Source organism: Klebsiella sp. CN_Kp106, from assembly GCF_040064575.1.
Classification (GTDB): domain Bacteria; phylum Pseudomonadota; class Gammaproteobacteria; order Enterobacterales; family Enterobacteriaceae; genus Klebsiella; species Klebsiella michiganensis.
On record NZ_JBEAIG010000008.1, the window covers coordinates 14,653 to 40,646 of the forward strand.

21 protein-coding genes and 1 pseudogene are annotated in these 25,994 nt (G+C 55.6%); 12 read left to right on the top strand and 10 right to left on the bottom strand.

Translation table 11 applies throughout. The features are described 5' to 3' along the window. Positions 1-70 precede the first annotated feature (70 nt). The 4 genes from ABLU96_RS05750 to ABLU96_RS05765 all read right to left on the bottom strand — a co-directional run bounded on the left by ABLU96_RS05750 (position 71) and on the right by ABLU96_RS05765 (position 4,680). Positions 71-1,360, bottom strand: a complete 1,290-nt coding sequence (locus ABLU96_RS05750) for an anaerobic C4-dicarboxylate transporter family protein (protein ID WP_348862379.1) — start codon at positions 1,358-1,360, stop codon at positions 71-73. Between the two features lie 115 nt (positions 1,361-1,475). After that, entirely contained in the window at positions 1,476-2,324 is an 849-nt protein-coding gene (locus ABLU96_RS05755; protein WP_025107243.1) for a fumarylacetoacetate hydrolase family protein, read from the bottom strand. Positions 2,325-2,466: 142 nt separating this feature from the next. Beyond that, positions 2,467-3,396 (bottom strand): dihydrodipicolinate synthase family protein, encoded by a 930-nt coding sequence (locus tag ABLU96_RS05760; protein ID WP_004848004.1) that lies wholly within the window; start codon positions 3,394-3,396, stop codon positions 2,467-2,469. Between the two features lie 252 nt (positions 3,397-3,648). Further along, a complete protein-coding gene (locus ABLU96_RS05765; protein ID WP_025107245.1) occupies positions 3,649-4,680 on the bottom strand; it encodes a LacI family DNA-binding transcriptional regulator in 1,032 nt (343 codons plus the stop codon). 437 nt (positions 4,681-5,117) lie between these two features. Between ABLU96_RS05765 and ABLU96_RS05770 the strand changes: the two genes are divergently transcribed. Beyond that, a complete protein-coding gene (locus ABLU96_RS05770; protein ID WP_025107246.1) occupies positions 5,118-6,515 on the top strand; it encodes an MFS transporter in 1,398 nt (465 codons plus the stop codon). A 122-nt stretch (positions 6,516-6,637) separates the two neighbouring features. Further along, entirely contained in the window at positions 6,638-7,978 is a 1,341-nt protein-coding gene (locus ABLU96_RS05775; RefSeq protein ID WP_025107247.1) for a carbohydrate porin, read from the top strand. A 184-nt stretch (positions 7,979-8,162) separates the two neighbouring features. On the opposite strand, the gene gcvA is transcribed toward ABLU96_RS05775, so the two are convergent. Then, positions 8,163-9,071: a transcriptional regulator GcvA gene (gcvA, locus tag ABLU96_RS05780; RefSeq protein ID WP_064405202.1), complete on the bottom strand. Its 909-nt coding sequence runs from the start codon at positions 9,069-9,071 to the stop codon at positions 8,163-8,165. A 119-nt stretch (positions 9,072-9,190) separates the two neighbouring features. Between gcvA and ABLU96_RS05785 the strand changes: the two genes are divergently transcribed. Next, entirely contained in the window at positions 9,191-10,078 is an 888-nt protein-coding gene (locus ABLU96_RS05785; protein ID WP_064405204.1) for a DMT family transporter, read from the top strand. A 216-nt stretch (positions 10,079-10,294) separates the two neighbouring features. Here the strand turns inward: ABLU96_RS05785 and ABLU96_RS05790 are convergent, their stop codons facing one another. The 4 genes and pseudogenes from ABLU96_RS05790 to ABLU96_RS05805 form a co-directional block, all read right to left on the bottom strand. Continuing rightward, the gene (locus ABLU96_RS05790; RefSeq protein ID WP_224244006.1) at positions 10,295-11,041 is read right to left on the bottom strand and encodes a class I SAM-dependent methyltransferase; all 747 of its coding nucleotides are present in this window, start codon (positions 11,039-11,041) and stop codon (positions 10,295-10,297) included. Between the two features lie 351 nt (positions 11,042-11,392). Then, positions 11,393-11,929: pseudogene (locus tag ABLU96_RS05795) on the bottom strand (class I SAM-dependent methyltransferase); the annotation flags it as partial. Between the two features lie 11 nt (positions 11,930-11,940). Next, positions 11,941-12,492: an N-acetyltransferase gene (locus ABLU96_RS05800; protein WP_064405206.1), complete on the bottom strand. Its 552-nt coding sequence runs from the start codon at positions 12,490-12,492 to the stop codon at positions 11,941-11,943. Between the two features lie 10 nt (positions 12,493-12,502). Then, positions 12,503-12,760: a YjhX family toxin gene (locus tag ABLU96_RS05805; protein ID WP_004110819.1), complete on the bottom strand. Its 258-nt coding sequence runs from the start codon at positions 12,758-12,760 to the stop codon at positions 12,503-12,505. A gap of 675 nt (positions 12,761-13,435) precedes the next feature. On the opposite strand from ABLU96_RS05805, the gene uxuA reads away from it, so the two are divergent. The 5 genes from uxuA (at position 13,436) to foxA (ending at position 20,459) form a co-directional block, all read left to right on the top strand. Further along, positions 13,436-14,620 carry a mannonate dehydratase gene (uxuA, locus tag ABLU96_RS05810; RefSeq protein WP_348862383.1) on the top strand — a complete coding sequence of 395 codons (1,185 nt, stop codon included), beginning with the start codon at positions 13,436-13,438 and terminating at the stop codon, positions 14,618-14,620. 73 nt (positions 14,621-14,693) lie between these two features. After that, positions 14,694-16,169 (top strand): fructuronate reductase, encoded by a 1,476-nt coding sequence (locus ABLU96_RS05815; RefSeq protein ID WP_064407195.1) that lies wholly within the window; start codon positions 14,694-14,696, stop codon positions 16,167-16,169. Between the two features lie 138 nt (positions 16,170-16,307). Further along, positions 16,308-17,084 carry a Uxu operon transcriptional regulator gene (uxuR, locus tag ABLU96_RS05820; protein WP_004847986.1) on the top strand — a complete coding sequence of 259 codons (777 nt, stop codon included), beginning with the start codon at positions 16,308-16,310 and terminating at the stop codon, positions 17,082-17,084. 152 nt (positions 17,085-17,236) lie between these two features. After that, positions 17,237-18,229: an AraC family transcriptional regulator gene (locus ABLU96_RS05825; protein WP_014228052.1), complete on the top strand. Its 993-nt coding sequence runs from the start codon at positions 17,237-17,239 to the stop codon at positions 18,227-18,229. A gap of 121 nt (positions 18,230-18,350) precedes the next feature. Next, a complete protein-coding gene (foxA, locus tag ABLU96_RS05830; RefSeq protein WP_086073898.1) occupies positions 18,351-20,459 on the top strand; it encodes a ferrioxamine B receptor FoxA in 2,109 nt (702 codons plus the stop codon). 37 nt (positions 20,460-20,496) lie between these two features. On the opposite strand, the gene ABLU96_RS05835 is transcribed toward foxA, so the two are convergent. After that, positions 20,497-20,748 carry a zinc ribbon domain-containing protein gene (locus ABLU96_RS05835; RefSeq protein ID WP_064405212.1) on the bottom strand — a complete coding sequence of 84 codons (252 nt, stop codon included), beginning with the start codon at positions 20,746-20,748 and terminating at the stop codon, positions 20,497-20,499. 225 nt (positions 20,749-20,973) lie between these two features. On the opposite strand from ABLU96_RS05835, the gene gabD reads away from it, so the two are divergent. The 4 genes from gabD (at position 20,974) to ABLU96_RS05855 (ending at position 25,993) form a co-directional block, all read left to right on the top strand. Beyond that, complete coding sequence (gabD, locus tag ABLU96_RS05840) at positions 20,974-22,422, top strand: NADP-dependent succinate-semialdehyde dehydrogenase (protein WP_064405214.1); 1,449 nt, start codon at positions 20,974-20,976, stop codon at positions 22,420-22,422. 340 nt (positions 22,423-22,762) lie between these two features. Then, on the top strand, positions 22,763-24,166 hold the full coding sequence (locus ABLU96_RS05845) for an undecaprenyl-phosphate glucose phosphotransferase (RefSeq protein ID WP_014228048.1): 1,404 nt from the start codon (positions 22,763-22,765) through the stop codon (positions 24,164-24,166). After that, entirely contained in the window at positions 24,156-25,442 is a 1,287-nt protein-coding gene (locus ABLU96_RS05850; RefSeq protein ID WP_049070941.1) for an outer membrane beta-barrel protein, read from the top strand. Before ABLU96_RS05845 ends, ABLU96_RS05850 begins: the two co-directional genes overlap by 11 nt. After that, positions 25,439-25,993, top strand: a complete 555-nt coding sequence (locus ABLU96_RS05855) for a polysaccharide biosynthesis/export family protein (RefSeq protein WP_004847971.1) — start codon at positions 25,439-25,441, stop codon at positions 25,991-25,993. Before ABLU96_RS05850 ends, ABLU96_RS05855 begins: the two co-directional genes overlap by 4 nt. The last annotated feature ends 1 nt before the right edge of the window (position 25,994 follow it).

Below are 25,994 nucleotides of genomic sequence, written 5' to 3' on the forward strand. Positions count from 1 at the left end.
GAAAAAAGCGGTTCACCGACGGTGAACCGTTTTGTTTTCGGATGTATTCAAAGTAAAAGCCTCGGGCGATTCACTGAATCCAATAAGCCAGCCCCGCGGCGAAGAGCATTGAAAGCAGGACCGATGCCAGGCCAGGCAGCAGAAAAGGGTGATCGATAATATGTCGGCCCAGTCTGGTGGAGCCGGTATCATCCAGCTCTACCGCCGCCAGCAGCGTCGGATAGTTTGGCAAAATAAAAAGAGAAGCCGTTGCCGGGAAGCAGGCAACCAAAATAGCCGGGGCAACGCCCATACTCAGCGCGGCGGGGAATAAAATTTTTGTGGAGGCCGCCTGAGAATACAAGAAGCATGAGGCCGCCATAATAATAATGGCCAGCATCATGGGCGAATCCAGCAAGTGTGACGAGACCGCGCTTTGCAACCACTGTTGATTACTGTCCATAAAGGTTGAACCCAGCCAGGCGACGCCGAGAATACAGATGCAGGAGGTCATCCCGGTTTTAAACACCGAGCCGGACGGGACCTTGTGTACGTTAACCCGGCAGCACACCACAATCAGCAGCGCAACGCCCATCATCACCCCTACCCGCGCCTGTCCGCTGCTCATGACCGGATGGGCAATCAGCCCGAGCTTCGGACTGGTGACAATCGCATAAACCAGCACCACAACCAGCCCGACGATAAAAATCAGCACCGAACGACCGGCACAGGGCGGGATCGCCCGCGCAGTCCTTGCCTGCACCTGAACCGGATTGTCATTGAGCCGATCCTGCTGGCGGATCCTGTCCCAGCACAGGTAAAAAACGGAGGTGACCAGCAGCGCCAGAAAGGTGGACGGGATTGATACCGCAATAAGCTCAATATAGCCCCAGCCAGAATGGCCCTTTTCCAGAATCCCCGAGAAGAAAATCACCGCCGCAGAAATGGGCGACGCCACAATGCCCAGCAAAGAGGCACCGACCGAAAGAGCAAGCGCCCGGGTGGGTTTTATATTGTTCTCTTTCGCCACGCCGACAATAACCGGCATACAGGCAAAAGAGACCTGCCCGGTGCTGGCCATCATGGTTAATAGCCAGGTGGAAAGCGGCGCGGTGATGACTAACAATCGCGGATAGCGGCGCAGCAGGCGCTCGGTGAGGTCAACAAGGTATTCAATACCGCCGGCCTCCTGCATGGCGGCAATCGCCACGATCACCACCATTATAAATACGATAACCAGCATCGGCATATCACCCGGCGTGGCGCCGAGCGCGCTGAGGACAATCACGCCGGCGCCGCCGGCAACCCCCACGCCGATCCCCCCGACCCGCATGCCGATGTACAGAAACAGCAGCACCACCAGAAACTGAACCAATATCATACATTGCCTCCACGGCTCCCTGTCCGGCATTAACCCTTTACATGATTAAATGGCCTGCAAGTCCTGGCCGCCGGGCAAACGCGCTCTCACCCTGTTTTTGGATACAAACGATAACTTATCGCGCTACTGCGGCATCGCTGCGCACGGTATTCATCAGGCATCCGATCTGCTCAATCTCGACTTCCACCCTGTCCCCGGGCTGCATAAAGAGCGGCGGGGTACGTTTTTTTCCGATGCCTCCGGGCGTGCCGGTCAGAATGACATCCCCCGGAGAGAGCGCGCTGAAGGTGCTGATATACGCAATGAGTTCGGCAATTGAATACAACATGCTGCCCGTATTATCCTGCTGCACCGTCTGGCCATTCAGTCGGGTGGTAATATTCAGATTTTGCGGGTCGGGGATAGCGTCCGCGGTCACCAGCCAGGGGCCGAAGCCGCCCGTCGCTGGCCAGTTTTTGCCGCCGGTAAAGCAGGCATGCTGCCAGTCGCGCACGGAGCCATCCATATAGCAGCTGTAGCCGGCAACATAATGCAGCGCCTCCTGCTCTGGTATATTGCGTCCTCCACGGCCCATCACCAGCGCCATTTCGCCTTCATAGTCAAACTCATTGCTGCGTTCCGGCTTGAGGAGCGGTGCCAGGTGCCCGGCCTGTGAATCCGCAAAGCGGATGAATAGCACTGGGTTAGAGGGCTTCTCGTTACCGGCAGCATTTTTATCGCGATAATTCACGCCAGCGCAGATAATTTTTTTCGGTTCAGTAATGACCGGCAGGAAAGCGATCTCGTCGAAAGAATAGTTCGCCTGTTTCGCAGACGGCGGCAGAGTATCAACAAGATGAAGATGCGGTATAAATTCCAGCAGGCTGCCATATTGAGGAAACCGCGCCTGCAGATCGATGACGCCGTCAGCGGTCGCCAGGCCATATTTGTTTTTATCATTAACGCGAAAGCTTAATAGTTTCATAAATCACCCAGCAATATACAGAGGTGAAAGCCCCGACGTTATGATGAAGAGCAGCAAAAAATACCGGGGCGAAGTAACCGATGATCCGCAATACAGTAAGCGATATTTCTGCATTGCGGATTAACAACAGACGCAGAATAAATTAACCGACGCGGCCCAGCTCAGCGGCGCGCATGGCGTCGTGGATCTCTTTTTCAGCGCCATTTTCGAGCGGCAGCAGCGGAGAGCGAACGGTGGCATGTTCAAGGATCCCGCGCGCAACCAGAGCATGTTTAAGGGCCACGGTACCTTCCATGTGCGAACCGCGGTGGTAGACGCTTTTGGTCACCGGCAGCAGTCGGTCGTGCAGCTCACGCGCTTTAACGTAATCGCCCGCTTTACCCGCCTTAATCATTTCAATTAACGGCTCAGGCGCGATATTGCCGTAGCCGACCAGGAAGCCATCCACATCAAAGGCGGTATGCAGCAGATATTCATCGTGGCAGCTTAAGATTTGCAGATCCGGACGCTCGCGGCGAATAACCGGAATTTCGGTATCCCAGCGGCGCATATTACGTACGCCATTCTTCATGGCAAATACGCCCGGCTGCGCGGAGATATCCAGCAGCGTTTTCAGGTTGTAGGTGGCTTTAGTGACATCCGGATACTGGAAAAGAATCAGCGGCAGGCCGCTTTCTTCGTACACCACGCGGTAGCGATCCTGAGGCGCGCCATCCTGATAGCCAAAGCGCAGCCAGCCGTGGGAAGGATAGAGCAAACCGGCGGATGCGCCGGCGGCAACGGCGCGCTTCGCCTCCAGCGCAGCCACTTCCGTCCCTTCCCCGGTGATGCCGGCAATAATCGGAAGCTTATCATCCACGGACTTCACAAACGCGCGGATCACATTCGCCTGCTCTTCCTGGGTCAGAAAAGTCCCCTCCCCTGCATGTCCCAGCACCACCAGACCTTTCACCCCGTCGATGCTGCCCAGCCAGCTGCCGAGGCGCTGAATGGCATCATAGTCTACGCGTCCATCGCGAGTGAAGGGTGTAACCGGAGCCGGAGTCAAACCTCTCAGATCGATGTTAATCATAAATATCCCCTTGATGAGTAAGCATTTGTTTACGGTTAAGCGATTCTTTGAAACGGAAGTGAAATCGTTTCTGCAATCGTTTTCACGACGTTGACATTGAACCTCAAAAATAAAACCGTCAACGCCATGTTGGTTAAAAATGCAACGCAGATCACAAACTAAACCGCGATCTGCATCCGGGATGAGATCCGTTATACAAAATTCAACCCTCCCCGCTTTCTCCTGGAAAGTCGGGGGAGGATCGCAGGGGGATTATTTACGTGGAGACGCGGTAGACTTACGGGGAATAAGGGAAGGCGTGGTAATCCGAATATTATTATTTATCTCTGGATTCAATAACATATCAACCGCATTGCTGGCGATATGCTCCAGCGGCGTTCTGACCGAGGTCAGCGCCACGGGCAGTCTGCTCACCAGGGGAATATCATTGTAGCCGACCAGGGAGAGATCTTCGCCAATCACCAGCCCCTGCTGGTGCGCGGCCGCGAGGACGCCGATCGCCAGCTCGTCATTGACGGCAAATAGCGCGCTCGGGCGATGAGGCTGGCTGAGAATTTTCATTCCCTGCTGCTCCCCCGAGGCGATATTAAAATCTGAATGACAGCACCATTCCGCTTCGATCCTGAGCCCGGCTTCCTGCATTGCCCGCTCAAAGCCCTTACGCCGGTTGCGCGCGTTGGAGGCAAAATCAGGGCCGCCAATCAGGCCAATATCGCGGTGGCCTAAATCAATCAGGTGTCGGGTAGCCAGATAGCCGCCAAGCTCATCGTCCCCGACCGATGAGGGGCTAAAACCGTCGGTACGCAGCGCCAGAACGTGGGGCACATCCCGTTCACGCAGGGTTTGCGGCAAAGGATCGTCCAGCCGGCAGGTGGACATGATCAACCCATCCACGCGACGATCCAGCAGCGATTCCACGGCGTTTTTCTCCTGATCCTTGCTATCACCGCAGGTCGCAACGATCGCGAAATAGCCTCGCCTGGCCGCCGCCCTGGCTATCTCTTCGAAAAGCATCGCCGTAACGGCATCGGTCAGCCTCGGCACCAGGACGCCAAGCGTTCCGGTATCGCCCCGGCGCAGGCTGGAAGCAACATAGTCCCGACGGTAGCCCAGCTCACGGGCCACCTGGCGAATTTTCTCTGCCGAGGCGCTGCGTGAAGTGGGTAACCGTTCATCGAGTACGCGCGAAACGGTCGAGACGCTCACGCCCGCAGCGCGAGCAACATCCCGCATTGTCGCCAGCTTTTTTTCCGGCAAATCGTTCAGTTCACTTTCTTGATCCATCTGCTGCTCCAACTCATCAATGCGGGTAAAAATCCGTGTTGCCCGTTCAACGGATACCATCGTGCAAACCGTGGGGTTAAAGGATCTTACGTCAAACCTCGCCCGGACAAAAGGAATGGTGCTTCACTTTGCCGGGTTCATTCGGCTGGTCGTTAATTCACATTTCTTATCCATTTTGCTTTGCATTCGCCGCTTCGCCTTTTTGCGCGTGAGTTTTTTCAGATTGTGAACTGCTCGACATTTATACAACAGGCGTAATTGACTTAGCGGCGAATCCAGCAAAGGATTAGCTGCAAGTGAAATCGATTGCAGTAACGTTATCATAAACACATCAGGACAGCATTATATGCAGCACGTCGATGAATAAGGGTTCGTTGCCCTGTGGTTATTCAGAACCTTACGTGTATGCCCCAGACAACGTTTAACAGGGTAATACTATGTCAACTCAGGCCATTGCTTCAGATTACGCCGTTGCCAGCGGAACGGCGTCCACGCCAGACGCGCTGCTGGCAAGGCTGGAACGCCTCCCCATCACCCGACGGCTGAAAGCGATCCGCGTTATCGTCGGCTTATCGACGTTTTTCGATGCCTATACCATTATTGCAATCGCATTTGCTCTCCCCCAGCTTACCCAGGAGTGGGGTCTCACGCCGACGTTTGTCGGTCTTATTATTGCGGCCAGCTACGTGGGCCAGCTGTGCGGCGCCCTGTTTTTCGGCTCGCTGGCGGAAAAAATAGGCCGTATCGGCGTATTGCGTATCACCATCATCATGTTCGTACTCATGGATGCGGCCTGCCTTTTTGCCTGGAACGGCTGGTCAATTCTTGTTATTCGCTTTTTACAGGGGGTGGGTATCGGTGCGGAAGTCCCCGTTGCCAGCGCCTATATCAATGAATTTGTCGGTGCCAAAAAGCGCGGGCGTTTCTTTTTGTTGTATGAAGTGATTTTCCCTATCGGCATGATGTTTGCCGGATTGGTGGGGTATTTTCTGGTGCCCATCTATGGCTGGAAGGTCATGTTTTTAATTGGCTTAGTCCCCTCCGCGCTGACCGTTCCCCTGCGCTGGCTCATGCCGGAATCACCGCGCTGGTTGACAGCAAAAGGGAGGCTGAAGGAAGCGGACAGCATCGTATCGACGCTGGAATCAGAGGTCATCAGGCGCGGGATGACGTTGCCCGAACCGGAAATAAAAGCCCCCGCGGTGCAAAAAGCGGCTCCGGAAGGGGTTAAAGCCCTCTTTGGCGGTATCTATAAATCCCGCACCTTTATGCTCTGGGGACTGTGGCTGACGGTTTATAGCGTCAACAACGGAATGATCACCTGGTTTCCAACCCTCTACAAAACCTGGTTTAACCTCTCCCTCGATACCAGTCTGGCCTACGGCTGGATCACCTCTTCCTGCGGCGTCGTGGCTTCGGTGATCTGCGCCTTGATGATCGACCGCGTCGGGCGCAAGCGCTGGTACACATGGGCCTTTTTACTGGCCGTCGTTCCGCTGATCGCCCTCTCCGTTCTGGGCGCGAAATCCGCCGTTGAAATTCTGATTCTGGGCAGCCTGACCTACGCCATTCTGCAGACCATCGCTTTCTCGCTTTATCTGTACGCGGCAGAGCTTTATCCCACCCGACTGCGCGCTATCGGCACCGCGTATTCCAGCGCATGGCTCCGGGCGGGGTCATCCATCGGCCCACTGATGGTCGGTTTTATCGTCAGCGGCTTCGGGATCCGCTTTGTGTTTATCACTTTCGCGGTCATTGCGCTGATTGGCGGCTTAATTACCTGGCTTTTTGCCATTGAAACCAAAGGAAAATCGTTAGAAGAGCTGTCGCCATAGACGGCCTGTGGCTCCGGGAAACGCGGAGCCACCTCTGACGGGAGGTCGGCGCAGCCGGCTGATTCAGCTGCGCCTTACCGGGAATTATTCATAGACCTGGATCATTAACAGGCGGTAAAAACATGAACAAACTCATCCACAGCGGCACGATGCTGCTGGCTTTACTACACCCTTTACAGACGCTGGCCAACGAGACGCTTTTTTCTCCCACCGCAAAAAACATGACCGGAGAATGGGGAGGCGTGCGTACGGATCTGCGCCGTCATGGTTATGATTTTACGCTGGAATATAGCGCAATGACGGCCACGAATATCTCCGGCGGTTACGATCGCGATAAAACCCTGCGCTACAGCGACCAGTATATTCTCGGCGTAAATATGGATCTGGAAAAGATTTTAGGTATTCACGACGGTGAATTTAAAGCGTCGGTGAATAATCGTAACGGGCGAGATCTGACTCAGGATCGCCTTCAGGATCCGCGCGCGCCGGTAATAGGCTCCGGTGTTCAGAGCAACTACGGTCGGGGGCAAACATGGCACGCGACGCAGTTTTGGTTCAAAAAAACCGGGTGGGATAAGAAGCTGGATCTCAAGGTGGGCCTGATGCCGCCGGGAGAGGATTTTGATAACAACGGCTGCTTTTTTCAAAACCTGTCGCTGTGCGGCTCTTTAGCCGGCCACGGCAGCGGCGTCTGGTATAACACCCCCATAGGCCAGTGGGGCGGCCGTATTAAATACAGCCCTGCCCCGGCGCTTTACGTCCAGGCCGGCGCGTTTCAGTACAATCCTGCCTACGCCACCCGCCACGGAAGCTTCCAGCTGGATGGTACCGGGCATCTGGGGTACATGTACCTTTTTGAACTGGGATATCGACCTACTCTCGGCGCGGCAAAACTCCCCGGCATCTGGAAACTCGGGGGATGGTATAACACGGCGGACGCCAATGATGTGCTGGATGATGACAATGGCGATCCCTATGTGCTCACGCACCAGGCCGCCCGGCGACACGACGGCCGCTACGGAGGTTATCTCTATATCGTCCAGCAGCTGACCTACTCGAGCAGCCAGCGCCAGCGTGGCCTTAGCCTTTTCGGGCATCTGGCAATGAATGATAAAGATACGGCGACAATGGACTATCAGATTCAGGCCGGAGCCATTTATCAAGGCTCTTTCGCCAGCCGTCCGCAGGACTTTATCAGCTTCGGCGTCAGTAAAATGCACGCCAACGACAGAGTCGCCCGTCGGGCGCAGCTCCTGAACCAGATGCGGGGGATCGATGATTATGATAACCCTCTGTATGTTCCGGTTCGCAGAGCCGAGTATGCCGCAGAGCTGCATTATAGCTTTCGCGCGACGCCATGGCTGACCGTGCGCCCTAACCTGCAGCTGCTCGTTCATCCGGGAGGAAGCGAAGAGATTAAAAACGCCTGGGTGCTCGGCAATCAGGTGACCGTCAAATTCTGATAAAACGGGCTGCCGCCGTCAGGCCTGCTCTATTCAGCAATACGCAGCCTCTCAACGCTTTAGCGCACCGGAATCAACGACCAGACACATGTCTTTCCAGGGGGAGAGGAGATTATCTCCCCATTTCTCCCCCCACGTCATAGGGAATTCAGAGGGAGTACGGACAGAACTGGGGTCAGCTTCTTTATATAACCCTCTTGTCTATCGCGGGAAATTCTTTGGTCGCGGTCGTGGTTATCCAGTCACGGAAACGCCGGCATATCTTCTGCAAGACCGCGGACTCGTCGTACACCAGATAGTACGCAATCGGCGTATCAACCGGTATTTTTAGCGGGTTAATCAGCAAACCACTCTTCAGTTCTTCACAAATAAGAGAACTGCGCACGAGCGCGATACCTTTGCCCGCGATTGCGGCCTCAATCACGCCGTTGGAATCGATGAAAACGGGCCCCGTGTCTGTCTTCAAATTGCTAATACCCAGAGCACGAAACCAGAGAGCCCAGTCCAGCCTGTGTTCATCGTGCAGCAGCGTGTATTCAGCCATATCGCCCGGTGATGAGAGCTCGTCCTCTGATGCGATTAACCGGGGGCTACAGACCGGGAGGAGTTTATCGTTTATCAGGCACTCAGACTCCAGCCCGGGATAGTCACCAGCCCCGTGTCGGATGGCGAAATCAATCCCTTCAGACAGTAAATCAACCTGCCTGTTGGTGGTACTGATTTGCACTTCCACGCCCGCGTTAGCTTTTTCAAATGCAGGCAGCCGCGGCAGGAGCCATTGGATGGCAAAACCACTTGTGCAACTGACCGTCACTTTGTTTGCCTTTCCTTCATTCATTAAGCGCTGTGTTGCTTCTGCTATCTGATTGAAAGCCGGCCTTATCGCCCGCAGATAGATGCGTCCTTCGGTTGTCAGTTCGAGACGGCGAGGACTACGTATGAACAACCGGCTGTTCGTCATGCTTTCCAGCTTAGCAATCTGTTGGCTGACCGCGCTGGATGTCACGCATAACTCATCGGCAGCCGCTTTCATACTCATCAGCCTTGCCGCAGACTCAAAACACATAAGCGCATGTAAAGGTGGCATTTTCATCGGCTACACGACTTCATGAATTAGAAAAGCTTAAGTATAAACAAAAATCTTGTTTGTCAGTACGCCCGCCCTGTTTCACAGTTGCGTTGTGACTTCTCATTCAAATAAAAGGAACCGCTATGCGCATTGCTGATTATCTTCGGTTATTGTTGCTCGCCGCTATCTGGGGCGCGAGTTTTCTCTTTATGCGTATAGCCGTACCGCAGTTTGGCGCTATTAACACGGCTTTTTTGCGCGTCTTTTTTGGTTTCACAGGACTCGCGGTTATTTTATTTATCTTTAAATCTTCTTTTGACTTTAAAGATAAATTTAAGTCCTCTGTGATGCTTGGCGTCATTAATTCTGGATTACCCTTCCTGATGTATTGCCTGGCTGCCAAATGGTTACCGGCTGGGTATTCAGCCATTCTGAATGCAACAACGCCGTTGATGGGGGCGGTGATTGGGTTTGCATTTTTTGCAGAGAAATTAACATTCAGAAAATGGGCTGGCATGCTCCTGGGCATTGTCGGGATCATCGCGATCGCCACAATTGGTGAACCCCTGTCAGCTGAGAAACAAATTGCCGGCGTTATTGCCTGCCTCATCGCGACCAGTTGCTATGCGATCGCCGGTTTTCTGACGCGTAGCTGGATTTCAAACAAAGGTGGACTCGATCCTAAAATCGTTGCCTTCGGTAGTCAGATAGGTGCGTCCTTTTTTTTGCTACCCTTTTTTATATGGAGCACCCATAGTGGACCGACCGTTAACTGGTTACAGCAAGAGGCATGGATAAGCGTCATTGCCGCAGGAGCGATCTGTACCGCATTTGCCTACATACTCTATTTCCGGCTTATCGCTGATATCGGACCCTTACGTTCATTAACAGTGACCTTTTTAATTCCTCCATTTGGCGTGCTATGGGGATACATGGTACTGAACGAAACCGTTAACAATGGTTTTGTTATCGGGGCGATCATTATAGGTATTGCTGTCTGGATGGTTGTGAGCCCGGAAAAAAATAATTAGCGAGGGAGTACGCAGAGTCAAATTGACGTGCATTCAGTGCCAGAAATCCCCAAGAAATTATCCTGAAAACGTAATGAATATGGCCAGTTCGCCGCTAACCGGCTGCTGTCCTGGGCAATGCGTAAACTGACAAGAGAACACCCATGGGCGCCCTTTCCTGCGGTTCTGAACCCCCCTGATCCCGGCATAGCCTTCCTGCTATGCCGGGTATTTCAACTACCGCTTGATTAACGCAAACACGCCCCAGCCAAAGTATTCACGCGTATAAGTCGCATGGCGTTTTGGCGCCATCGTCAGCTCCGCCCGGACTTCTGGCACAAACTCATCATCGGGGTTTTCCTCTAACCAACGGCGCATGGTGAGCCATTTCGCCGCTTCGTAGCGGTCCCAACCTTCCTGGTCCGCCAGCACCATTTCGACGAGGTCATAGCCAAGCGCATCGTAAGAGGAGACCAGATCGGCAAGCGTCAGAAAGTCGGCGAGCGAAGAGGCGCCACAGGCCTGTGCTATCTCTTCCGTTGCCGGTACCTGGCGCCAGTACGGTTCGCCGATCAGCAGCATACCGCCGGGCTTGAGGCTTTTGCTCAGCAGCTCGATAGTCCCGGCGACGCCGCCGGCGATCCAGGTCGCGCCCACGCAGGCGGCGATGTCGCATTTTTCCTCGGCCACATAACCGGCGGCGTCCTGGTGAATAAACGTCACGCGGTCGGCAACGCCGAGCTCTTCTGCCCGCAGCTTAGCCTGCTCGCTGAACAGCGCGCTCATGTCGACGCCGATGCCGCGAATGCCGCGATCGCGCGCCCAGGTACAGAGCATCTCCCCCGAACCGCTGCCAAGGTCGAGTATCCGGGTTCCGGCCTTCATTCGCAGCGCGCGGCCAAGAGCGGCGTATTTTTCCGGCGTAAACGGGTTATGGATGCGGTGAGCGCTTTCACTAATGGTGAAAATACGGGGAATATCCAATGGTTGAATTCCTTTTATGGGTTTTGCGGAAAGAGAATCGGGAACGTTTTTTTCGGCCAGCAGCGCGTACAGCTTGCCGGTAAAGGTTTCGCTGACCGGCCATTCCGCCTCATCCGGGCGAGTAATGGTGGTCAAACCCGCCGTGCGCAGCAGGTCGAGATAAGCGTCATCATGCCAGGCGGTCATCCGGCTGCCGAAGCGCGTCACCTTGCCGCTCTCTTCAATCGCCATAAACCGCGTGGAGCTGGTTTGCGCCGCCGGATCCCAGGCGTGCTCCGTCAGCAGCAGGTGCGGAACATCAAGAAACAGCCCCTGCGGACAGCGCTGCCAGCCGGGATCGGCCATTCCCTGACGTTTAACCTCTGCATAGGTATGAACCTCGATGAGCAGCTTTCCCCACGGAACCAGCCACTGCGCGCAGCGATGAACCAGCGAGCGGGCCTCAGCCGCGCTGAACACGTTCAGTTCACCGAAGGTCATCATAATGAAATCAAACTGGGTTTCCGGCGCGTACTCGCGAACGTCCTGCTGGTGATAGGCAATATCCAGCCCGGCCGCCTGCGCCTGCTGCCGGGCCCAGGCGATCGACGCCGGCGAAAAATCCACGCCCGTACAGTAAAAGCCGCGCTCCGCCAGCAGGCGGGTGTAAAAGCCCGGCCCGCAGCCGAGGTCCAGAATGCGCGCGCCGGCGGGTAGCTGTCCGGCAATCCACGCGACCTGTTGTTCGATAACCGCACGCCTGCGGCTGGCCCAGTCGTGCTCCTGCGACAGATGGTTCTCCAGCATACGCTGGCTAAAAGCCGGTTCATCCCAGGGGATTTTGCGCTCCCGGGATGACAACGCGATATGCCTGGAACCTGTAATAATCGTGCCAATAGTCATCATCATCTCCTTATTGATTACTCGCGCCAGTGCTCGGGTTTCATTAACGCCCGGGCGCACTGTATCTGGCCCGTTCGTCCCAGCGGCTGAGACGAAATCGGCTGCAGCATCCAGCAGGCTTTATGCGCCGCGGGAATCGGATAAGGCGCCGGATAGCCTTTATCTCCCGCGCATGGCTCAAACCCGTGCCTGGGGTAGTAAGCGGCGTGGCCCAGAACAAATACCGCCTGGCTTCCCATTGCTTTCAACTGCTCAATGCCGTGCCGGATAAGCTCTCCGCCAACGCCCACGCCCTGGTATTCCGGCACCACCGCCAGGGGAGCAAGGATGTGCATCATCGGCGAGTCCGGCTCCCCTTTGAACGTCGCCCGGGTGAATAAAATATGCCCAACCGCCTCTCCGTTATGCCTGGCCAGCAGCGATAGCGTCGGGCAGGCACTCTCATCGTTGAGCAAATCGGCCACCAGCCTGGCCTCTTTGCTGTAGCCGAAAGCCCGGGTTTCGACGTCGAGAATGTCATCGGTATCGCCTTCAGAGGCGACATGAAAAGTGAAGCTGTGGTTTGTCATCAGAGGCTCCTTAGCGATTGTCCAGCTGTGCGCGGACGTTATTCAGCCCGGTGGTATTGATGCGGTAGGGCTGTCCGTTGACGGACTTAATCAGCTTTTTGGTTTTGAGTTTTTTGAAAACGGCGAGCGTGCAGTCGCTGAGCAGGAGCCCTTCGCGGCTGTAGCATTCAACAGAGGTGACGCGGCCTGATGCATCGCGGATGTGCGCGATCCGGCCACCTTTAGCGAGAACGTGTAAGGTACGTTGTTCCTGACGGGATAGATTCATACTGAAGAAACCTGTTAATCATCATGCGTAAAAACGAGCCAACACCCGCAGGTGTTCGCGTAAGGTTTAAGCGCAGCGATAACCAGTCCGGCCTGAAAAGGTCGGGAAGCTGATTATCTGATGATGACATTCTCCAGCATCAAAGCCTCGGTGAGAGTTGAAAAGGTATTTACCAGCGGAATGATAACACGTAGTTTTTATATGGAAATCGTAATAATCAAAAAGTGTGATCTGCTGCGAGTCCGTACGCGCTCCGGCCGGCATCAATGACCGCCTCCGTTCTTCTGGTCGATAGGTTTGGTACATTGGTTAACCATTTCGCAACACGACGCTACCCGCCGCGCACTGACCCTATGCCCATGAAGAATTCCACTTCCCCGGTTCTGAGTAATCTCTTGAAGTACATGAAAAATGCTTAACACTAACGCCAGCAGAATCAGCCCGCGCCCCGTGGCGGTCTAACAATGCCGCCCTGTTTAACGTTCCCTCCCCTTCACGCATCTCCGTCACACTTTGGTTTACCAATTTGCCATTCATGGTTGACATGTTCGACCAATTGGAGGAATTTATACGCCATATCGTCTGGTTTCCCCTCCGTTACGATGGTTGACCGGAACCGACGCTACCATCAAAGCAGCGGCCTGAAGCAGGTCAATAACGTGAAAGAGGTTAAGCATGGAACAGACATGGCGCTGGTATGGCCCTAACGATCCGGTCACTTTAGCTGACGTCCGTCAGGCGGGCGCGATCGGAGTGGTTACCGCCCTGCACCATATCCCGAACGGTGAAGTGTGGACGGTTGACGAAATCCTCAAGCGTAAAGCCATCGTGGAAGCCGCCGGGCTGGTATGGTCGGTGGTCGAAAGCGTACCGATTCACGAAGAGATCAAAACCCATACCGGCAACTACGCGAAGTGGATCGCTAACTACCAGCAGAGCCTGCGCAATCTGGCCCAGTGCGGCATCCGTACCGTGTGCTACAACTTTATGCCGGTCCTCGACTGGACCCGTACCGACCTGGAATACGTCCTGCCGGATGGCTCCAAAGCCCTGCGTTTCGATCAAATTGAATTCGCCGCCTTTGAACTGCATATCCTCAAGCGCCCGGGCGCGGAAGCGGACTATACCGCCGAAGAGGTCGCTCAGGCGAATCAGCGTTTCGCCGCCATGAGCGATGAAGATAAAGCGCGCCTGACCCGCAACATTATCGCCGGTCTGCCGGGCGCGGAAGAGGGATATACCCTCGACCAGTTCCGCCAGCACCTTGCCACCTATAAAGATATTGATAAAGCCGCGCTGCGCGAGAATTTCGCCGTCTTCCTGAAAGCGATTATCCCCGTCGCCGAAGAGGTTGGCGTACGTATGGCGGTACACCCGGACGATCCGCCGCGCCCGATTCTCGGCCTGCCGCGCATCGTCTCGACCATTGAAGATATGCAGTGGATGGTCGACACGGTGAACAGCATGGCTAACGGCTTTACCATGTGCACCGGCTCCTACGGGGTCCGCGCCGACAACGATCTGGTGGATATGATTAAGCAGTTCGGCCCGCGCATTTACTTCACCCATCTGCGCTCTACGCTGCGCGAAGAGAACCCGAAAACGTTCCACGAAGCCGCTCACCTGCACGGCGACGTGGACATGTACGAAGTGGTGAAAGCGATTGTTGAAGAAGAGCACCGCCGTAAAGCGGAAGGCAAAGAGGATCTTATCCCTATGCGTCCTGACCACGGCCACCAGATGCTCGACGATCTGAAAAAGAAAACCAACCCCGGCTATTCCGCGATTGGTCGCCTGAAAGGGCTGGCTGAAGTTCGCGGCGTCGAGCTGGCGATTCAGCGCGCTTTTTTTAGCCGCTAATTCCTGACTGGCGGGGCCGACGTCCCGCCTTTACCTCTTCGGCCGCCTTTTGCGGCCCACTCTGGAGTTTGCTATGACTGCAACCATTGCCGACAGCAACCTGCCGGTGACGCGCCCCGCGTGGGATCGTTCTCGCCTGGAATCCCGCATCGTTCACCTGGGCTGCGGCGCATTTCACCGCGCGCATCAGGCGCTTTATACCCATCATCTGCTGGAAACCAGCGACAGCGACTGGGGCATCTGCGAAGTCAACCTGATGCCGGGCAACGATCGCGTTCTGATTGAACAGCTGAAAAATCAGCAACTGCTCTACACGGTGGCGGAAAAAGGCGCTGACAGCACCGCGCTGAAAATTATCGGTTCGATGAAAGAGGCGCTGCATCCGGAAATCGACGGCTGTGACGGCATTCTGCGCGCCATGACGCGTCCGCACACGGCAATCGTCTCCCTGACGGTCACTGAAAAAGGCTACTGCACCGATGCGGCCAGCGGCCAGCTCGATCTCAACAACCCGCTGATTCAACACGACCTCGCCAACCCGACGACGCCGAAATCCGCCATAGGCTATATTGTCGAAGCGCTGCGCCTGCGCCGTGAGCAGGGGCTTGAGGCCTTTACGGTGATGTCCTGCGATAACGTCCGCGAGAATGGCCACGTGGCGAAAGTGGCGGTGCTTGGCCTGGCCCAGGCGCGCGACCCGCTGCTGGCGGCGTGGATTGAAGCCCATGCCACCTTCCCGTGCACCATGGTTGACCGCATCGTACCCGCGGCGACGCCGGAAACGCTGCAGGAGATTGCCGACCAGCTTGGGGTCTACGATCCGTGCGCCATCGCCTGCGAACCGTTCCGCCAGTGGGTGATTGAAGATAGCTTCGTCAGCGGCCGCCCGGCGTGGGATAAAGTCGGCGCGCAGTTTGTTGAAGACGTCGTGCCGTTTGAAATGATGAAGCTGCGGATGCTCAACGGCAGCCACTCCTTCCTGGCGTATCTTGGCTATCTCGGCGGCTATGAAACCATCGCCGATACCATGACCAACCCGGCCTATCGCGAAGCGGCTTTCGCCCTGATGATGCAGGAGCAGGCGCCGACGCTCTTCATGCCGGAAGGCACCGATCTCCAGGCCTACGCCACGCTGCTGATTGCCCGTTTCAGCAACCCGTCGCTGCGCCATCGTACCTGGCAGATCGCCATGGACGGTAGCCAGAAGCTGCCGCAGCGCCTGCTGGATCCCATCCGTCTGCATCTGCAAAACGGCAGCAGCTGGCGCCATCTGGCGCTCGGCGTGGCGGGCTGGATGCGCTATACCCAGGGCATCGACGAGCGGGGGCAGCCTATTGATGTCGTCGACCCGCTGCTGGCGGAGATCCAACAGATCAACCAGCGTTTTCAGGGTGCAGAACGCGTCGCCGCGCTGCTGGCGTTAAGCGGAATTTTTGCCCACGATCTGCCGGACAATAGCGATTTTATTGCGGCGGTGACGCAGGCTTACCACGCGCTGTGCGAACGCGGCGCCCGCGAGTGCGTTGCGGCGCTCGGCGGCGGCCTGTAACGCTCTGTCCTGCCATGGGTCAACTGCACACCAATGTGGTTGACCCGTTTTCCCACTCTCCGCGCACGGGGAGGTGCCAACCCCCTGGCCAGATGCTATAGTCAGCCACCGGGCTATCGCATCTCACAACATAACATCATGAAATCACAAACTTCTCAGCACAGACCCTATCAGGAAGTCGGCGCGTTGATCCGCAATCTGATCGTCCAGACGCCCTATAACCCCGGCGATCGCTTACCGCCGGAACGTGAAATCGCCGAGATGCTGGACGTGACCCGCACCGTGGTCCGCGAGGCGCTGATCATGCTGGAGATTAAAGGGCTGGTCGAAGTGCGCCGCGGCGCCGGGATCTACGTGCTCGATAACGCCGTCGGAGAAGGCGCGGCGGAGAGCGCGGACATCAATCATTGCAATGATGCCGGTCCGTTTGAACTGCTGCAGGCCCGCCAGCTGCTGGAGAGCAATATCGCCGAATTTGCCGCCCTGCAGGCAACCCGGGAAGATATCATCAAAATGCGCCAGGCTTTGCAGCTGGAAGAGCGCGAGCTGGCCAGCAGCGCGCCGGGCGGCTCCGAAAGCGGCGATATGCAGTTTCATCTGGCTATTGCCGAAGCGACCCACAACAGTATGCTGGTCGAGCTGTTCAGACAGTCATGGCAGTGGCGGGAAAATAACCCCATGTGGATCCAGCTGCACCGCCATCTCGGCGATACCCACTACCGCCAGGAGTGGCTGGTGGATCACAAACGGATCCTCGCCGCCTTAATCAAAAAAGACGCCCGGGCGGCCAAGCTTGCCATGTGGCAGCATCTGGAAAACGTCAAACGCCGCCTGCTGGAGTTCTCCAACGTCGATGATATCTACTTCGACGGCTACCTGTTCGACTCCTGGCCGCTGGACAACGCAGACGCCTGATCCCTGCCGCTGGCGCACGGATAGCGGCCGTCCGCGCGCCTTCTGTGCCGCAGCGCAAAAGTTGATAATGATTCTCATCTTTATTGTCGCCCTGCCCGCGCAGTGATAAGGTGACGTCATCCGATGACGCCCTCTCCGGTGCCGAAAACCGCATGAACAAGACAACTACGCAGAACGAACCCGCCCGCCAGGCGCTGAGGAAAACCTTCTCCGTCAGCGAGTTTATGGCGTTTGGTGAACGATACGGTATCGACTACCGCTTCCCGCAGCTGCTGCAAAAGCCGGAGCCTCCGCACGCCAGCCCGGTGCTGCGGGGAGAAGTGGAAGAGATGACCCTGCCCTGCGGCATGTGCGTCACCCATTCTGATGTTCACGTATTGCAGCCTTATGAGACCACCTCCCGCCACAGTAGCCCGCTCTATATGCTGGTGGTGCTGGAAGGCTGCGTCGCGCTGACCCTCAACGGGGAGCAGCACCTGGTGCGTTCCGGGATGGCCTTCACCTCGCGCCTTAGCGAACATCAGGCCATGCGCGCCCGCCACGATGCCGACAGCCGGCTCCGTACGCTCTCCCTCGGACTCTACCCGGACGGCACCTGGCGCGATGGCCTGCTCGATTCATTGATGCGCGAGTGGGAAAGGTGCCAGACGCCAACGCTTATCTGGCAGATACCGGGTTTTCTGCTGAGCGGACTGCAGTACGCGCAGCAGAGCGCGCTGAGTCGCGTGTCCCGACAGCTGATGCTGGAAGGGCTTATCCTGCAGCTGTTCGGCCATGGGCTGAGCGTCTGTCAGGATGAAAGCGCGAAGCACGTCGCCCCGGCGGGCGGCGAACAGCAGCGGCTGGAGAGAGTTCGCCGCCTGCTGGAGCAGGCGCCGGAAAACGACTACACCCTCAATGAGCTGGCCCAGCGGGCGGCGATGAGCTCCAGCAGCTTGCGCAGTAAGTTTCGCCAGGCCTACGGCTGTTCGGTTTTTGACTACCTGCGCGATTGCCGCCTGGCGCGGGCAAGAAGCTATCTGCTGGAGGGCTATAGCGTGCAGCAGGCGGCCTGGATGTCGGGCTACCAGCACGCCACCAACTTCTCTACCGCTTTTCGTCGGCGCTACGGCATCTCGCCCTGCGATGTGCAAAAGCCGGGCTAATCCATTTTTCCCCTTTTTGCGAAAAATAGTCAGCGGCTTTGGCAGCGCGCATACGTATCCTGGCATTGCGCATAGCTATAGACAGCATCAAAAAGGTAATAATTCTTATTAACAATTAGAAATGCCTTTGGAGATGTTCATGTTTGCGAAAACTCGCCTGGCGCTACTGGTAGGATGGGTGACCGGCGGCGTCGCCTTCCCGCTGCTGGCCCAGGAAACAACAAAAAACGAAACCATCGTGGTCACTTCGCAGATGCAGAGCGGCGCGACCAAAATTGCCACCCCGGATATAGAGACCCCGCAATCGGTGTCTATTATCACGCGCGAGCAGTTTGAAGAACAGGGCGCGATCAGCGTCCGCCAGGCCGTGAGCTATACCCCCGGGGTTTACAGCAACCAGATTGGCGCCTCCAACCGCTTTGACTATATCGTCCTGCGCGGCTTCTCCGACGGCAGCCTGGATAACGTCTATCTCGACGGCCTGAAAATGATGGGCGATACCAACTCGCACAGCTCGCTGGTGGTCGATCCGTGGTTCCTGGAAAATATCGAAGTGGTGCGCGGCCCTGCCTCGGTGCTGTACGGCCGCTCTTCGCCCGGCGGCATCGTCGCCCTCACCTCGCGTAAACCCTCATTCGATCCCGGCGGAGAAATTAAGCTGTTTGCCGGGAATAACAACCAGCGCGGGGCAGCGTTTGACGTTACCGGGGCGCTGGACGATAACGATCGCGTGGCGGCGCGCTTAAGCGGCATGACCCGCTATGCAGACTCGCAGTTTGATACCTTAAAAGAGCAGCGCTACGCGATTATGCCCAGCCTGACCTGGCGCATCACCGACCAGACGCGCCTTGATTTAATGGCCTATCTGCATCGCGACCCGGAGGGCGGCAGCCACTCGGGCCTCCCCTATGAAGGTACCGTGGTGCCGCACTACGGCAAGAAAATCGCTAACACCTTCTTCGAGGGAGAAGATGACTACGACAAGTACGATCGCCGCGAAAATATGGTCGGCTACAACTTCGAGCATCTGTTTGATAACGGCTGGTCGGTGCGGCAGAAGCTGCGCTACCTGCATACCAAAGTCGAGCTGAATCAGGTTTATGCCGCGGGCTGGCTGAACGAAACCGAGCTGAACCGCGGCTATTCCGGCTCGGACGAAAAGATGAACGCCATCACCCTCGATAACCAGCTCGACGGCAGCGTCGATACCTGGGCCGTTAACCATCGCCTGCTGATAGGGATCGACTATCAGGACCGCAGCAACGACACCACCGGCTACTATGGCGCATTCCCGGCCATCGACGCCTTTAATCCGGTCTACGGCGCGAAGCCGGATTACATCACCATGTACAGCCGCGAGAAGCACAAGCTGCGCCAGACCGGCTACTATTTACAGGATCAAATGTCCTGGGAGCGCTGGCGTTTGACCCTCGGCGGGCGCTACGACCAGGTCAGCGTCTCCAACATCGATAAGCTTAATCAAACGCGCAGCGATCTGGATAAGAACAACTTCAGCACCCGCGCCGCGCTGCTGTATCTGTTCGATAACGGGTTTGCCCCGTACATCAGCTACTCCACCGCCTTTACGCCCACCAGCTTCGCCGACGAAAACGGCAACGTGCTGGATCCGATGAAAGGCAAGCAGTGGGAAGCCGGGCTGAAGTATGAGCCGGAAGGAATGAACAGCCAGTTCAGCGCCTCGGTATTCCGCATCAATCAGACCAATATCGCCACCAAAGAAGAGCCGACCGATCCGTATCGTTCGATTGGTGAAATTGAGTCGAAAGGGGTGGAGCTGGAGGCGATAAGCCAGCTAACGGATAGCTTCCGCCTGCAGGCCGCCTATACCTACACCGACATTCGCTATAAGAAAAGCAGCCCGGAAGAGCAAGGCAAGCGTGCAGTTTACGCGCCGCGCAATCAGGCCAGCGCCTGGCTGAGCTATGATGTAAAAAGCGGCCCGCTGGATGGCCTGACGCTGGGTTCCGGCGTGCGCTACGTCAACGGCATTACCAGCGACCGCCTGAATACGCACACTCTGCCATCCTATACGCTGGTGGATATGGCGATCGGCTATGACCTGTCGAAGGTGGGAATTAAAGGCCTCAGCGCCCAGCTGAACGTGAATAACCTGACCGACAAAAGCTACGTTGCCGCCTGTAACTCGCTCTCTTACTGCTACTTTGGCGCAGAGCGCAGTATCGTCGGCAGCGTCTCCTGGAAGTTCTGACGCGCTAAAAGCCCGGAGTTTTGCTCCGGGCTGCGGGTTACTCTTCCGCTTTATGGGCCCACGCGGGCATGGCCGTTAAGTAGCGCATCGCCCGCTTGCGCGCTTCCGCGGGGCCGACCTTCTGCCAGGAATCGAGGAACTCGGCCAGGCCGGAGACGGCATCCTCCCAGGACTTAAGCTTCCCCTCGCTATCGCAGCACCAGGCGCAGTAATCGTCGCTTGCGCTTTTCGCCTCCTCGGCGGACATCGGCATTCCGCAGGCCTGACAAAACCGTTCTTGCTGTGACATAGGGCGCTCCTTTCTCGCAAATTGAGCATAAAAAATACAGCATTGTTTGCACAATAACGTTCTGCCAGTTCAAATATCCGTAAATTATTGAGGGTTATTATTGTATCACCCAGCACTGCTCCCGGTTCTCTGAACGCGTTCGTCTACACTAAACAGGGACAGGTGTTTGACGCAGCTGATTCAGGCGCATCCACGGTTTAAAACAGATTAAGACAGGACGCAATCATGCAACTTAACGACCCTACCCTTTTTCGCCAGCAGGCGTTGATTAACGGACGCTGGCGCGACGCCAGCAGCAAAGAGACCCTCGCGGTCACCAACCCCGCCAACGGCCAGCAGCTGGGCAGCGTGCCCAAAATGGGCGCCGCAGAAACCCGCGAGGCTATCGATGCCGCCGCCGGCGCGCTGCCCGCATGGCGCGCCCTTACCGCCAAAGAACGCTCCGCTATCCTGCGCCGCTGGTTTGAACTGATGATGGAGCACCAGGACGATTTGGCGCGCCTGATGACGCTGGAACAGGGTAAACCGCTGGCGGAAGCAAAAGGTGAAATCAGCTACGCCGCCTCCTTTATCGAGTGGTTTGCCGAAGAGGGTAAGCGCATCTACGGCGACACCATTCCCGGCCATCAGGCCGACAAGCGGCTGCTGGTGATTAAACAACCGATTGGCGTGACCGCCGCTATCACACCGTGGAATTTTCCCTCGGCGATGATCACCCGTAAAGCGGGCCCGGCGCTGGCCGCAGGCTGCACGTTGGTGCTCAAGCCCGCCAGCCAGACCCCGTTCTCCGCGCTGGCGCTGGCGGAGCTCGCCAACCGCGCCGGGATCCCCGAGGGCGTGTTTAACGTGGTCACCGGATCGGCCAGCGAAGTCGGCAATGAGCTCACCGGTAACCCGCTGGTGCGCAAACTCTCGTTTACCGGCTCGACGGAAATTGGCCGCCAGCTGATGGAACAGTGCGCGAAAGATATCAAGAAGGTCTCGCTGGAGCTCGGCGGCAACGCGCCGTTTATCGTTTTTGACGACGCCGATCTGGATAAAGCCGTCGAAGGCGCGCTGGCCTCCAAGTTTCGCAACGCCGGGCAGACCTGCGTCTGCGCCAACCGCCTGTATGTCCAGGATGGCGTCTACGATCGTTTCGCCGAAAAGCTTCAGCAGGCGGTGAGTAAGCTGCAAATCGGCGATGGCCTGCAGCCCAACGTCACCATCGGGCCGCTGATTGACGAGAAAGCAATCGCCAAAGTACAGGAGCATATCGCCGATGCGCTGGGCAAAGGCGCGCGGATAGTAACCGGCGGGAAAGTTCATGAGCTCGGCGGAAACTTCTTTCAGCCAACGATTCTGGTGGACGTCCCCGGTGATGCCAAAGTGGCGAAAGAAGAGACCTTTGGCCCCCTCGCCCCGCTATTCCGCTTTAAAGATGAAGCGGATGTTATTGCTCAGGCCAACGACACAGAATTCGGCCTGGCGGCCTATTTCTACGCTCGCGATCTGAGCCGCGTCTTTCGCGTCGGCGAAGCGCTGGAGTACGGCATTATCGGCATTAACACCGGCCTGATCTCCACCGAGGTCGCCCCGTTCGGCGGCGTGAAATATTCCGGTCTCGGCCGCGAAGGGTCGAAGTATGGCATAGAGGATTACTTAGAAATCAAATACATGTGCATTGGGATTTAGCCAATAAACGCGCCAGCCCCGCTGGCGCGAATTTTTTAACGCTCAAGTGCGGATCGGCCAGGAAATGTAGTCACGACGGCCGTTCGTTTGCCACCCGGGTCTCTCCGCCCCTATTTAATCGTAACCGCCATTTTTATGCTTCAGGCAATGATAAAAATATTATTGCCCGTCAGGAAAAGTTATCTCCTCTCAGTCCGGGGCAGGTTCGACATAAGATTAATCGTAGGCTACAATAATCAACGCCGATCTAAAGCTTAATTTTTGAATAGATTCATAGACATAAATTCAGCTTTAAAGAAGGACGGGACATCATTTTATTGACTATAAAACGAGCAAAAAGATGACGGATAGCACCATTAAAATTTACAACGCCCGCTATAGTAAGCTGATGAAGCTACTGGATTTTATTGCCGTCAACTTGTTCATTTTCGCTTATTTAAAATACTTTTTCGTCGAACCCTCAACGGCCTCTCTGTTCCTGGGCATAATATATTCACTGATTTTTATCAGAGCCAATGAACACTTTCAGCTATATTCTGGTCAGTTTAAAGGCCAGTATTTAAAAAAATTAACTAAATTGTTTTTCAGCGTCAGTATAAGCGGCTTGTTATCATTTTTATTGTTTGTAAGCGCCGAATTATTACTGAACAATCACGCCAGCACAAACGCGGTGCGATTAGCTGAAATTATTGTGCTGTGCTCGATTGCCATATTTATTAGTATGTTTCTGATTCGCGTTATCTCCAGCCGCTATTTTTTCAAATCCAGACTCAAGGTGGCTATTTTAGGCATAACGCCAGCCGGGCTGGCCATCGAGCAGGCGCTGTTTAAGGAGTATACCCACGACGGGATTGACATCACCTTCTTTGAGGACCGCGCCGTGCAGCGCGACAGTCGCCTGCTCAGCATTGAGAAAAAAGGCAATTCACGAGACCTGCTGGCGCTGGCGAAAGCCGGAGAAATCGATGAAGTCTATATTGCCCTGCCGATGGTCGCCCAGCAGCGTATTCGCCAGTTCTTGAATGAATTTTCCGACACCACCGTAGATGTGTTTCTGGTACCGGACCTCTTTTCCTACAGCTCACATATTTCTCAGCTGCGGATGTTTGGCAATATTCAGACGATCAGCATTTTTACCTCGCCGTTTGAAGGCGAAGGCGCGGTACTCAAGCGTATCGAAGATATCGTGCTTGGCGCTTTTTTTACCCTGGTCAGCCTGCCGGTCATGCTGGCGGTGGCGATCGGCATTAAGCTGACTTCGCCGGGCCCGGTGCTGTTTAAACAAAACCGTTACGGCCTGAACGGTAAACAGATCCCCGTCTGGAAGTTCAGAACCATGCGCGTGATGGAAAATAGCGCGGTAGTGACCCAGGCAACGCGTAACGATCCGCGCATTACCCGCTTCGGCGCCTTTTTACGTAAAACCTCGCTTGACGAACTGCCGCAGTTTTTTAACGTGCTGCAGGGAACCATGTCGATAGTGGGCCCACGCCCTCACGCGGTCGCGCATAATGAGCAGTATCGCGTGCTGGTGGAAAATTACATGATCCGCCATAAAGTGAAGCCCGGCATTACCGGGCTGGCGCAAATACACGGTTTTCGCGGCGAAACCGACACGATTGATAAAATGGAAAAACGCATTCAGTACGATCTGGAATATATTCAGTCGTGGTCGCTGCTGCTGGACATTAAAATTGTGTTTTTAACGTTTTTCCGCGGATTTGTGGGGAAGAATGCGTTCTGAACTCACTTTCCTCGCAGGTTTGCTGGCGATGCCTTACGCATGGGCTGACCTGCAGGCAAAACCACATACCGGTGTGGCTGGCATCGATTTCGAGAGCCAGGTGGGTTATGACGTCGGTTACAATGACAACGTGACCTGGCAACGCTACGGCGGGAATGAAATCGGCTCCGCTTATCAAGGCGTTAAGCCGATTTTCAAAGCCATCGGCGAGCGCTACGAGGACCGCTATTTATTGATGTACTCCGGCGATTACCGCCGCTACGCCAGCGATAGCGCAGATAACCGCGACAACCATTTTTTTATGTTTAACGGCAAGTGGCGCTTCGGCAGCATGCACGGGCTGTCGTTGGATCTCGATGAAACGTTCGGCCATGAAGAGCGCGGCCGCGATACCACCGAGGGGTTTCTCCCCGAGCAGTTTAAAGAGTTTGGCATTAATAAGCCCATCGCCACGCGCTTCTTTAACAGTGAACTGCGCTATAGCTACGGGGCGCCGGAAGGCCGCGGTAAAGCAGAAGTTGCGCTAATGCATAAGCAGCTGCGCTTTCGCAATCTCGACAGCATTGAGGACGCCAGCGCCGACTTTCATTATTACATGCACGATCAGGAGTGGCATGAAAACAGCGTGGTCGCCGAGCTTTTTGATCAAAAAGCCAAAACGCTGCGCTATCGCTACAGTTTTATTACCAACCAGCGTCGCTATGAGCTCAACCCGTTAAAAGACAGTAATGAATATTACCTGCTGGTCGGCATGAAAAATCGTCTTTCCGGCAAGACCGAGATCCACGGCAACGTCGCCTGGCTGTATAAAGATTTTATCCATAATCCCGACTCGCAGGGGTTCAACGGCCTGAACTGGGATATTAACGCCGACTGGAAACCGCTTGAACAGATAAAGCTCAACCTACACAGTTCACAACGAATAAAAGATCCCACCGACTCCGGCGGCTATATTCTGGTATCAAATTTCGGTCTGGGCTATGAGCACCACTGGCTGGTCGACAGGTTCTCCACTCTGGTTGATTACTCTTATATTACAGAGGATTACAAACACCAGACCAACGGACGCAAAGATCGATCAAACCTCGTTTCGCTCACCTTCAACTACGACTACCGTCCATCCGTTAATTTTCAGCTGAAGCTGCAATGGAACACGATGCATTCTAATAAAGAAAAAGATGCCTTTTATATTGGCCCGGACTATGACCATGAGGTCGAGCGCACGCTGGGCTACAACGACTCGGCCATTATTTTTATGACGCAGGTACAAATATGATCCTTAGCTATGGAAAACGGGCGGTGATTTCTCTTCTGGCGCTATGGCTGGCGGGCTGTTCGGCGCCGCCGCAGACAATCCGAACGCCGCCGGATGCCGTTTATCATCTGGACCAGGGAGATGAGATCAATATCGCGGTTTCCGGCGAACAGGATCTCACTATGCGCGTAAAAATCGATAATAGCGGCAGCGTTGATTATCCTTATATAGGCTCCCTGATGCTGAAAGGGAAAACGCCTGAACAGGTCGGCAACGAAATTGCCGATAAGCTGCGCGGTAACTATCTGCAGGCGCCAATGGTGACCGTAAGCATTGCCGAATACCGTAAAATTTATCTGTTAGGCGAAGTCAAAAAACCGGACGGTTACGCCTGGGAACCGGGCTTAACCGCTGAAAAAGCCATTGCGCTGGCCGGCGGGTTTACCGATCGCGCCGATCGCCATGACATCCGCATTCGTCAGTTTCGCAGCGGTAAACTGCTGGAAAACGTCGCCGCCGACTCCGCCGTACAGGCCGGAGATACCATCATCATTGGCATGAGTTTCTTCTGAT